Annotated in this window: 5 protein-coding genes and 1 pseudogene; 1 reads left to right on the forward strand and 5 read right to left on the reverse strand. The window is 56.5% G+C overall.

The annotated features are described in order from the left end of the window. Positions 1 to 112, forward strand: a pseudogene (locus ON759_RS14045) (IS30 family transposase); the annotation flags it as partial. A gap of 13 nt (positions 113 to 125) precedes the next feature. Here the strand turns inward: ON759_RS14045 and ON759_RS13815 are convergent. The 5 genes from ON759_RS13815 to ON759_RS13835 all read right to left on the reverse strand — a co-directional run bounded on the left by ON759_RS13815 (position 126) and on the right by ON759_RS13835 (position 3,292). Next, on the reverse strand, positions 126 to 614 hold the full coding sequence (locus tag ON759_RS13815; RefSeq protein WP_271680974.1) for a hypothetical protein: 489 nt from the start codon (positions 612 to 614) through the stop codon (positions 126 to 128). A gap of 512 nt (positions 615 to 1,126) precedes the next feature. Beyond that, positions 1,127 to 1,675 carry an HNH endonuclease gene (locus ON759_RS13820; protein WP_271680975.1) on the reverse strand — a complete coding sequence of 183 codons (549 nt, stop codon included), beginning with the start codon at positions 1,673 to 1,675 and terminating at the stop codon, positions 1,127 to 1,129. Positions 1,676 to 2,123: 448 nt separating this feature from the next. Next, on the reverse strand, positions 2,124 to 2,360 hold the full coding sequence (locus tag ON759_RS13825; RefSeq protein ID WP_271680964.1) for a zinc ribbon domain-containing protein: 237 nt from the start codon (positions 2,358 to 2,360) through the stop codon (positions 2,124 to 2,126). A 145-nt stretch (positions 2,361 to 2,505) separates the two neighbouring features. Then, a complete protein-coding gene (locus ON759_RS13830) occupies positions 2,506 to 2,754 on the reverse strand; it encodes a hypothetical protein (protein WP_271680976.1) in 249 nt (82 codons plus the stop codon). Positions 2,755 to 3,028: 274 nt separating this feature from the next. Continuing rightward, positions 3,029 to 3,292 (reverse strand): GIY-YIG nuclease family protein, encoded by a 264-nt coding sequence (locus tag ON759_RS13835; RefSeq protein WP_271680977.1) that lies wholly within the window; start codon positions 3,290 to 3,292, stop codon positions 3,029 to 3,031. Between the last annotated feature and the right edge of the window lie 232 nt (positions 3,293 to 3,524).

Here is a 3,524-nt window from a genome sequence, read left to right on the forward strand (position 1 = left end):
TTGCGACCAAGTGGCCGCTAAACTCAACTCACGACCGAGAAAACGCTATGGCTTCCAGACGCCGATCCAGCGCATGCAACAACTCTCAGGGGTGTTGCACTTGGAGTGTTAATTCACCCAGCAAGCTACTGCCCATTTCGCTCCGCCGATATCTTGAGAGTGGGCGCAGCGTTGCCCGAACCCATGGAGAACTCGACGGTTATCTCAACGTCCTCATTGACGCCTAACGCCTCGTTGGACGAGGCTTTGATGTTGATGTGCTCAGTGTCTGTGTCATAGGGTCCGCCCTTGGTACCTGGCCATACGCAAGCGGTCACCCGGCCGTAGTTGACGGTGGCGAACTCAGTGGACGTGTTGGACATCAGGTACTTGCAGAATTCCACGCCAGGCGCGTATCCGCCATGGGCGCAATCTTTGGTGAAGATTGAGTCTTTGTTCTCGGCGAAACGGCTGCCCCAATCGGTTATTAGCACCACTGACTGGCTCTGACCCAAAGGCGTGGCATTAGCAAAGCGCGCGATCTCATTGCACATTTGGTCCGGTTTTTCCCGAACTGATGCGCATCCTGCGGAGAGCGAAGCGAGGGCAATTAAGGCTAGCTTGCGAGAATCCATCATTGCTGCCTAACACCTGAGTTAAGCCGGCACGCTGAGCGGGCGCGGCGTTGGGACAATCTTAGCGCCAGCGCCGAGACCGCGAAGCGGGCTCGGCTTGAACGAATTGTTAGGCCCCGCTGCTAGGCGGGTAGGGTAGACCTTCAATGTGCGCTTCAATGACTTTTCTCGGCGATAGCCCAAGTTCTACCAACTTGTCACCGTAGAGCTTGATCAGGTTCCAAGGACAGCCAATATCCTGGCAAGGCCCATCTGGATCACCTTGGTGCTCGAACTCAAGATGGAAGCACAACCAGTGCATTCCCTCAAACGTGTCGTAGTCCGCGGCGTAGATCTCCACTGGGCGACCGCACCGGCGACATTTCCTACTGGAGTTGCCAATGGTCGTCATTTGCGGGGCCTAACGCCTGAGTTAAGCCGGACCGCGAGCGGCCGGCGGTGTGCTACACGATAGCGCACAAGCCGAGCCGCGAAGCGGTCTCGGCTTGAACGAATTGTTAGAGGGCGCCCGATTAGAGCTTGTAGGTGACAATCTCGCTCGAATCAATCGAGATCTTGCCGCCTGCCTGTAGTTGCTCAAGAACATACACAACCTGCGGCAGCGTTAGCTTAAGACTAGCGAGTGCCCGCAGCGTGGCTTTGAGCGATGAGAGGTGCTTGGGTCGGGCATTGCCACGCGACTTCAGGTTCTCAATGACCTTAATGATCTTCTCGGGTGAGACCTCATTCGGGTTGGCTTGCCCAGGTGAAGCTTGAGGTGCAGTGGTAGCTGCCGGCTCCACGATCACCTTGACCTTGCCTGGTTGTTTTGCAACCTGCTTTGTCGGGGGATTGCCGATTCCATTTGGGCACTTGAACTGCCCTTTCTGGTTCAGGACTACCTTGATCTTCTCTTTAAGGGACATGCTTCCGAGCAGGCCGTTCATAGCCTTGCAGCATGCAACGCAGTTGTCATCGCTGTTGCTCCCGGCCCGCGAGCTCGCTACTAGGTGTTCGACGCTCGCTTCAGATTTTGGAAGCGGGGCAGAGCAGAAGAAGCACAGGCCGCCTTGGGCGAACATGAGTCGATCCAGCGGCTTTGTTGGCATAGCGCCCTCTAACGCCTGAATTAAGCCGCGCCGCTGCGGCAGGGTAGCCGAAGCTGGAACGGACGGATGCGAGGACGTTACCACGACGCCGCGAAGCGGCGTCGGCTTGAATGAATTGTTAGCGCGCTGAAGCTGGCTGTTTGCCCGATGCCGAGGGTGTGAAAGATTGCCAGGAGCTAAGAGATCTGACACCGCGCGGAGGTGTATCAGGTCCGAGATATGCCGGAGCGCGGGCGAGAGTGGATCAGAGAAGCTCTTGTGGCGTTTGTCCAAGAAGCTCTTTGCTGAAATCTGCTTCTTCTGCGCGCTAACACCTGAGTTAAGCCGGGCCGATGAGCGGCCGCGGCGTTGGTTCAATCGCAGCAACCGGCGCCGAGGCCGCGAAGCGGACTCGGCTTGAACGAATTGTTAGATTGCTGCTTCAACCGCCGGCCAAGAAATCAAAGAACTTGGAAGTTCCGGAGATGGATGAGTTGTAGAACTCGGTGTAGCCGCACTTCTTGCAAGACAAGTAGCGAAAGCGCTTGTTGCTGTAGTCGAAGAACGACGACCAGAAGCCACCAGCTGCACGAAACTCGCCTTGTTCCTTGCCGTAAGCGCCACACTTTGGGCAGCTCTTTGCCGAATCTGGCAGGGGACGATCATTCGGATGCGACATGGCTTTGCCCTTTGCAATCTAACACCTGAGTTAAGCCGGGCAGCGCAGCGGCCGCGGCGATGGTTCAATCTTGAGCGCCAGCGCCGAGGCCGCGAAGCGGACTCGGCTTGAACGAATTGTTAGGTTGCTCTGGCGAGCAGTTGAATCAGTTTCCGCCGGTCTTACCTGTCCGAATGGCGTTCTGCCTCAGCAGATTTTCCTTGTGAGCCTGCTGAAGGGCTACTTGCTGTTGGCGACGAAGAGAGTCAGCCCGCTCTTGCTCAGCCAAGCGCTGGCTTTCCTCTAGGTTGCCTCGGGAGTCTTGCTTTGCGATCTCCGATTTCGTGGAAGCGCAGGAAGAGAGCAGTGCTGCACCTGCGAGAGCGACGATGAAGATCAACGAGTTCCTTTTCATACACATCCTCCATTGGTGGGTGGAGCAACCTAACACCTGAGTTAAGCCGGCACGCTGAGCGGGCGCGGCGTTGGGACAATCCTAGCGCCAGCGCCGAGACCGCGAAGCGGGCTCGGCTTGAACGAATTGTTAGCTGGATCTCTTGCTACGCCCAAAGAGCACTTTAGCGGTCGCGGTAACGAAAGCGGCGGCAACTGTGAATACGAGCATGAGTCCCGCTGTGGCGAGAGCGAGTAAGGAGATAGATGCCTTTCTTGCAAATTCAACCGCTGAGTCAAATACGGTTGAATTTTGGTTTGAACTTTGCACGGAGTTCTTTCTCAAGCGCTTTGCGCTCAGTCTCATCAACGACAGGATGGAAAGACCAATGAGTAAAGACCTTGTCAGAGTCCTTGCGCGTGTGTTCCGCGATCCGCAGCAAGCAGTTCCATCCCTGGCCAATATAGACAAGCTCATCGTTGTCGTAGAGGAAGTACACGCCTGAGCATGACCCCTGCAGCAAGGCTCTTGGCAGGTTGGAGTGATCGAAGTCAGTCATTGATCCAGCTAACACCTGAGTTAAGCCGGGCAGCGTAGCGGCCGCGGCGATGGGACGATCATAGCGCCAGCGCCGAGGCCGCGAAGCGGACTCGGCTTGAACGAATTGTTAGCCCGCGCAAGTTAACAAAGTAAGTGCAACACCTGCGACGCCTGAGAAGGAGGCGGTGAGCTGGCAGACTGAAGGCGATCACTCCGGCAAGAGAAGATCCCTCATGTACCACCAGCTCACC

This window comes from Thermomonas mangrovi, from assembly GCF_028201335.1.
Classification (GTDB): Bacteria; Pseudomonadota; Gammaproteobacteria; order Xanthomonadales; family Xanthomonadaceae; genus Thermomonas; species Thermomonas mangrovi.